At 73.3% G+C, this 6,283-nt stretch carries 5 protein-coding genes; 2 read left to right on the top strand and 3 right to left on the bottom strand.

The window, feature by feature from the left end:
* The 3 genes from QL983_RS09755 to QL983_RS09745 all read right to left on the bottom strand — a co-directional run.
* Nucleotides 1-1,016: nitrite/sulfite reductase (locus tag QL983_RS09755; protein ID WP_290152694.1), on the bottom strand; the 1,016-nt coding region annotated here is incomplete at its 3' end.
* 117 nt (nucleotides 1,017-1,133) lie between these two features.
* Entirely contained in the window at nucleotides 1,134-1,883 is a 750-nt protein-coding gene (locus QL983_RS09750; RefSeq protein ID WP_036316890.1) for a CbiX/SirB N-terminal domain-containing protein, read from the bottom strand.
* A gap of 43 nt (nucleotides 1,884-1,926) precedes the next feature.
* Nucleotides 1,927-2,721: an SDR family oxidoreductase gene (locus tag QL983_RS09745; protein ID WP_036316887.1), complete on the bottom strand. Its 795-nt coding sequence runs from the start codon at nucleotides 2,719-2,721 to the stop codon at nucleotides 1,927-1,929.
* Between the two features lie 139 nt (nucleotides 2,722-2,860).
* Here QL983_RS09745 and valS point away from each other — a divergent pair, with 139 nt between their 5' ends.
* Both valS and QL983_RS09735 read left to right on the top strand, forming a co-directional pair.
* Complete coding sequence (gene valS, locus QL983_RS09740; protein WP_159228112.1) at nucleotides 2,861-5,545, top strand: valine--tRNA ligase; 2,685 nt, start codon at nucleotides 2,861-2,863, stop codon at nucleotides 5,543-5,545.
* Between the two features lie 360 nt (nucleotides 5,546-5,905).
* On the top strand, nucleotides 5,906-6,241 hold the full coding sequence (locus QL983_RS09735; protein ID WP_095346890.1) for a hypothetical protein: 336 nt from the start codon (nucleotides 5,906-5,908) through the stop codon (nucleotides 6,239-6,241).
* Nucleotides 6,242-6,283 lie beyond the last annotated feature (42 nt).

Raw genomic sequence — 6,283 nt, 5'->3', positions numbered from 1 at the left:
CGAGGACTGGGGGCCGGGGCGGGTCCGTCGGGCAGGGCGTAGCCGAGGTACTCCTCCTCCAGCACGGTGCGGAACCTCTCCGGCCCCCAGTCCTCGAGCAGGTACTTCATGCGGGCCTTGTTGCGCAGGCGCCGGTAGCCGTAGTCACGGAAGATGCTCACGACGGCGTGCCACACCTCGGGGGCGCGCTCGGCCGAGACGAAGGCACCGATCCGGTCGGCCAGGCGGGCCTTCGTGGACAGGCCGCCGCCGACCCACAGGTCGTAACCGGGGCCCAGCTCGGGGTGCACCACGCCGATCAGGGAGACGTCGTTGATCTCGTGGACCACGTCCTGGGAGGGGTGTCCGGTGATGGCGGTCTTGAACTTGCGGGGCAGGTTGGAGATCTCGAGGTCGCCGATCCAGCGGTCCGCGATCTCCCGGATCACGGGCGTGGGGTCGATGATCTCGTCCGCGGCGATCCCGGCCACCGGTGAGCCGAGGATCACGCGCGGCACGTCGCCGCAGGCCTCGGTGGTGGACAGGCCCACGGACTCCAGGCGCCGCCAGATCTCGGGGACGTCCTCGACGCGGATCCAGTGCAGCTGGACGTTCTGCCGGTCGGTGATGTCCGCGGTGTCACGGCCGAAGTCGGTGGAGATCCCGCCGATCACGCGCAGCTGCTCGGTGGTGAGGTCGCCGCCGTCGATGCGCACGCGCAGCATGAAGTAGCGGTCCTCGAGTTCGTGGGGCTCCAGGGTGGCGGTCTTGCCGCCGTCGATCCCCTGCCGACGCTGGGTGTACAGGCCCCACCAGCGGAAGCGGCCGTGCAGGTCGTCCGAGGGGATCGAGTCGAAGCCCTCGTGGGCGTAGACCTGCTCGATGCGCTCGCGGACGTTCAGGCCGTCGTCCTGCTGCTTGAACTCCTCGTTGTGGTTCAGGGGGGCGGTCCCGTCCACCTTCCACTGGCCGTGCGGCTTGGCGGAGGGACGGCGCGGAGTGCGCGCCGGCCTCGACGTCTCGTTCACCTGGGTCATGGCCGCCACGCTAGGAACCCGGCATGCCGGCCCCAAGATCGTCGACGCGGTTCGTCACGTTCCCGGGGCCGGGCCGCGGCGGGGACCCGGTCCGGCCCCGGTCGTGTGACGGACGGCTCAGCGGCCTCCGGCGGCTCCCCTCGGGGCCTCTACGAGGGCGGACCGCAGCCGGTCCAGGGCGATCCGCGCCACCAGCGGATGCGGCAGCAGGGGGTCGGTGACCGCGTCCGCGCCGGCCTCGCCGAGCCGGTCGTGGAAGTACCCGGGGGCCAGCAGGTGGGCGGCCACCACGGCGCGACGGCCGGCGGCGTGCACCCGGGCGACGGCGTCGGGCACACGGGGGGTCGCCGCCGCCCCGAACGCCGCGGTCACGGGCAGTCCCGTGGCCCGGGCCAGGGCCCCGGCCAGGGCGTGCACCTGGGCCTGGCCGTCCGCGGCGCGGGTGCCGGCCGCCGCCAGGATGACGTCCGATGTCGCGGCCTCACCGGCCGGCACCGCCCGGGCCACCCGCTCGGCCAGAACGGTCACCAGGCGCGGCTCGACGTCGTCCCCGGCCCCGGCCAGCGGTGCGGCGGCGATCGTGCCGGGTCGGGCGGCTGCGGCGTGGTGGATGTCGTGGTGGACGTGATGGCCCAGGGACAGCAGCAGCGGCACGATCACGGCCGGCTCCCCCGGGGGCAGGGCCGCCACGACCTCGTCGAGGGAGGGGCTCTGCACGTCCACGTAGGCCTCGTGGACCTGGGCGCCCGGCCCCTCGGCGGCCAGGAGGGCCGCCAGGTCGGCACGGAGGCCGTCGATCACGTCGCGGCCGGCCGCGTCGTGCGTGCCGTGGGCGCAGGCGATCACGTGCAGCACGGGCGCGCTCATGCCGAGCCCACCGCGTCGGCCCACACGTTCTGCGGCCCGCCGCTCACCGGCGGATCACCTTGTGCTGGGCGGCCTGGGCGACCGGCCGCATCACGATCTGATCCAGGTTCACGTGGTGGGGCAGCTCGACGGCGTGGACGCACACCTCGGCGACGTCCTCGGCGGTGAGCGGCTTCTCCACGCCCGCATACACGGCGTCCGCGGCGGACTGGTCGCCGCCCAGGCGGTTGCGGGAGAACTCCTCGGTGTGGACCATGCCCGGCAGCACCTCGATCACCCGCACGTTGTGCTCGGCCTCCTCCAGGCGCAGCGCGCCGGTGAGCCCGTGCTGGCCCATCTTCGCGGCGTTGTAGCCGGCGCCGCCCTCGTAGGCGGTGACGGCGGCGGTCGAGGTCAGGTTGAGCACGGTGCCCTCGCCGTGGGCGCGGAGCATGGGCAGGAACGCCTGGCACATCGTGAGGGTGCCGAGCACGTTGACGCGGTACATCCACTCCCAGTCGGCGCGGTCGCCGTCGCCCACCGCGTCCGTGCCGAGCGCGCCGCCGGCGATGTTGACGAGGGTGTCGGCGCCGCCGTCGGCCTCGACGCGCGAGGCCAGCGCGGCGACGGCGGCCTCGTCCGTGACGTCCAGGGCGGCGGGGACGACGTCGCCGCTCACGCCCTCGGCCCGGGCGTCGGCAGCGAGGGTCTCGAGGCGCTCGGCCCGGCGGCCGACCGCGTACACGCGCCAGCCGCGGCGGGCGAGCTCGAGGGCCGTGGCGCGGCCGATGCCGCTCGTGGCCCCCGTCACGACGGCGGCGCGGGCGGGGTTCTTCGCAGGTTCATGGGTGTGGCTCACGCCTCCGACCGTAGCCGAGCCGCGCCGTTCGGAGCACCGCCCGGATCACCTCCGCCAGGTCGAGCGACTGAAAGGGCGGGACGTCCCGGGCGTCGTCGCAGGCCCGGCCCGCCGCCCCGGTCATGGGAGGATGGCGGGCATGGCTGAGAACACGCAGGGCACAGACACGCCCATCGACGCATCGACCCCGTCCACCCCCGCCGCCGGCGCCGTGGCCGTGCCGGACAAGCCGGCCCTCGAGGGCCTCGAGGAGAAGCTGACCGCCCGCTGGGCCGACGAGCGCACCTACGCGTTCGACACGCAGACCACCCGCGAGCAGGTCTACTCGATCGACACTCCCCCGCCGACCGCCTCCGGCTCGCTGCACGTGGGCCACGTCTTCTCCTACACGCAGACCGACGTGCTCGCCCGCTACCAGCGCATGAACGGCAAGAACGTGTTCTACCCGATGGGCTGGGACGACAACGGCCTGCCCACCGAGCGCCGCGTGCAGAACTACTACGGCGTCCGCTGCGACCCCGCCAAGCCGTACGTGGAGGGCTACCGCCCGCCGGAGAAGCCGGCGAAGAACCAGCGCGACTGGGACGTGATCTCCCGCAAGAACTTCATCGAGCTCTGCGAGGAGCTCGCCGTCGAGGACGAGAAGGTCTTCGAGGACCTCTTCACCCGTCTCGGCCTGTCCGTCGACTGGGACATGACCTACCGGACCATCGACGACGTCTCCCGCGCCGTCTCCCAGCGCGCCTTCCTGGCCGGCATCGCCTCGGGCGACGCCTATCTGGCCGAGGCCCCCACCATGTGGGACGTGACCTTCCGCACCGCCGTGGCCCAGGCCGAGCTCGAGGACCGCGAGGTCCCCGGCGCCTACCACCGCTACGCCTTCACCGCTGCGGACGGCGAGCAGGTCTTCATCGAGACCACCCGCCCCGAGCTGCTGGCCTCCTGCTCCGGCCTGGTCGCCCACCCGGACGACGAGCGCTACCAGCACCTGTTCGGCACGACCGTCACCTCCCCGCTGTACGGCGTGGAGGTCGAGGTCTTCCCGCACCCGCTGGCCAAGCCGGACAAGGGCTCCGGCATCGCCATGGTCTGCACCTTCGGCGATCTCAACGACGTCACCTGGTGGCGCGAACTGCAGCTGCCGACCCGCACCCTGATCGGCCGTGACGGCCGCTTCGCCGCCGACACCCCCGAGTGGATCACCACGGACGCCGGCCGACAGGCCTATGCGGACACCGTGGCCGGCCGGACCGTCTTCTCCGCCAAGCAGGGTGTGGTGGACGCCCTCACCGCGGCCGGCCTGCTGGACGGGGAGCCGAAGAAGATCATGCACGCCGTGAACTTCTACGAGAAGGGCGACAAGCCGCTCGAGGTCGTCACCTCCCGCCAGTGGTACATCCGCAACGGCGGCCGCGACGCCGACCGCCGCGCGGAGCTGATCGAGCGTGGCCGCGAGATCTCCTGGCACCCGGAGCACATGCGCCACCGCTACGAGAACTGGGTCGAGGGCCTCAACGGCGACTGGCTCGTCTCCCGCCAGCGCTTCTTCGGGGTGCCGATCCCGGTCTGGTACCCGCTGGATGCGGAGGGTGAGCCCGACTATGAGAACCCGATCCTCCCGGCCGACGAGCAGCTGCCCGTGGACCCGGCCGCCGAGGCCGCCCCGGGCTACGCCGAGGACCAGCGCGACGTCCCCGGCGGCTTCACCGGCGACCCGGACGTCCTGGACACCTGGGCCACCTCCTCCCTGACCCCGCAGATCGTGGGCCGCTGGTCCCGTGACGAGGCGTTCTTCAACAACGTCTTCCCGTTCGATCTGCGCCCGCAGGGCCACGACATCATCCGCACCTGGCTGTTCTCCACCGTGGTGCGCGCCCACGCCCTCAACGGCTCCGTGCCGTGGACGGACACCGCGCTCTCCGGCTGGATCCTCGACCCGGACCGCAAGAAGATGTCCAAGTCCAAGGGCAACGTGGTGGTCCCGACCGACATCCTGGACCAGTTCGGCTCGGACGCCGTCCGCTACTGGGCCGCCTCGGCCCGCCTCGGCGCAGACACCGCCTACGAGGTGGCGCAGATGAAGATCGGCCGCCGCCTGGCCATCAAGCTGCTCAACGCCGCCAAGTTCGTGCTGAACCTGGGCGCCACGCAGGACGCCGTCATCCGCACGGCCGATGACGCCGCGGCCGTCACCAACCCGCTGGACGCCTCCCTGCTGGCGCGCCTGGCGGCCACCGTGGAGCAGGCGACCCGCGCGTTCGAGGCCTATGACTACGCACGGGCCCTCAACGTGACCGAGCAGTTCTTCTGGGCCTTCACGGACGACTACGTGGAGCTCGTGAAGGACCGTGCCTACGGCGGCCACGGCGAGGCCGAGCAGGCCTCTGTGGTGACCACGCTGGCCACCACCCTGGACGCCCTGCTGCGTCTGCTGGCCCCGTTCCAGCCGTTCGCCACCGAGGAGGTGTGGAGCTGGTGGCGCGCCGGCTCCGTGCACACCGCCGCGTGGCCGGGCGCCGCGGACGAGGTGGCGGCCTTGTCCTTCGCCGCCTCCGCCGGTGACGCCGAGGTCCTGCCCACCGTGGCGCAGGTCCTCGGCGGCGTCCGCAAGGCGAAGTCCGAGGCCAAGGTGAAGCAGCGGACCCAGGTGCGCTCCGCCGTGGTGACCGGGCCGGCCGAGTGGCTCGAGAAGCTGCGCGGCGGCCTGGCGGACCTCAAGGCGGCCGGCAACATCGCGGACCTGTCCCTCACGCGGGGCGATGCCGGCGAGTCCGCGCCCCTGACCGTCTCCGACGTGCAGCTGGCACCGGTCGAGGACGACTGATCCCCGCCGCACGTTCCCCGAAGGTGTCTCGGGAGCGCACGCGGCACGACGACGGCCCCGTCGCCCGTCACGGGCGGCGGGGCCGTCGTCACGCTCGTGCTGCGAACCCGAGTCTGCCCTCAGCGTGGGATGTTCGTGGCCCGGATCCGGTAGGGCACAGCACGCGTCGGACAGTCCGCCGCCGGATCGGAGTTCGTCGGGAGGCGGCCCTCCCGGGGGTGTCGTGGTGCACCTCCTGGTCGTGCTCTTGCCGCATGTCGCAGTGCGGTCACCGCGGCGGGGGTGGACACTGAGAGGATGAGACCCACACCCGATCCCGCCCCGGCCGGCCGCCGCGCCTCCGACGCCTCCGCCCGGCGGATGTCCGCCGCCCTCGCCGCCATGGGCGTGCTCCACTTCGTCCGACCCGAACCCTTCGACGGGCTGATCCCGCCGTTCCTGCCCGGCTCGGCCCGCGCGTGGACCCACGGCTCCGGCGTGGCCGAGCTGGCCGTGGCGGGTCTGCTGGCCGTCCCGCGCACCCGGCGCGCGGGCGGACGCGCCGCGCAGGCGCTCTTCCTCGGCGTGTGGCCCGGCAATGCGTGGATGGCCTGGCAGTGGCGACGCCGGCCCTGGCCGGCGCAACTGGTCTCCCTCGGGCGGCTGCCCCTGCAGGTCCCCCTGATCCGCGCGGCCGGCCGGGTGGCGCGCAGCTGACCCCCGCCGCCCCGCGCCCCCGACGACGCCGTCCCCACCCCT

It is taken from the genome of Micrococcus sp. APC 4021 (assembly GCF_030407635.1).
Taxonomy (GTDB): domain Bacteria; phylum Actinomycetota; class Actinomycetes; order Actinomycetales; family Micrococcaceae; genus Micrococcus; species Micrococcus luteus.
The sequence above is the reverse complement of the archived record's forward strand: the minus strand, read 5'-3'. Positions and strand labels throughout refer to the sequence as shown.

Bases quoted from the DNA above. Each gene is read 5' to 3' on its own strand.
- QL983_RS09735 (WP_095346890.1), top strand. From the start codon at position 5,906: ATGTCCGCCGCCCTCGCCGCCATGGGCGTGCTCCACTTCGTCCGACCC.
- QL983_RS09750 (WP_036316890.1), bottom strand. From the start codon at position 1,883: ATGAGCGCGCCCGTGCTGCACGTGATCGCCTGCGCCCACGGCACGCAC.
- valS (WP_159228112.1), top strand. From the start codon at position 2,861: ATGGCTGAGAACACGCAGGGCACAGACACGCCCATCGACGCATCGACC.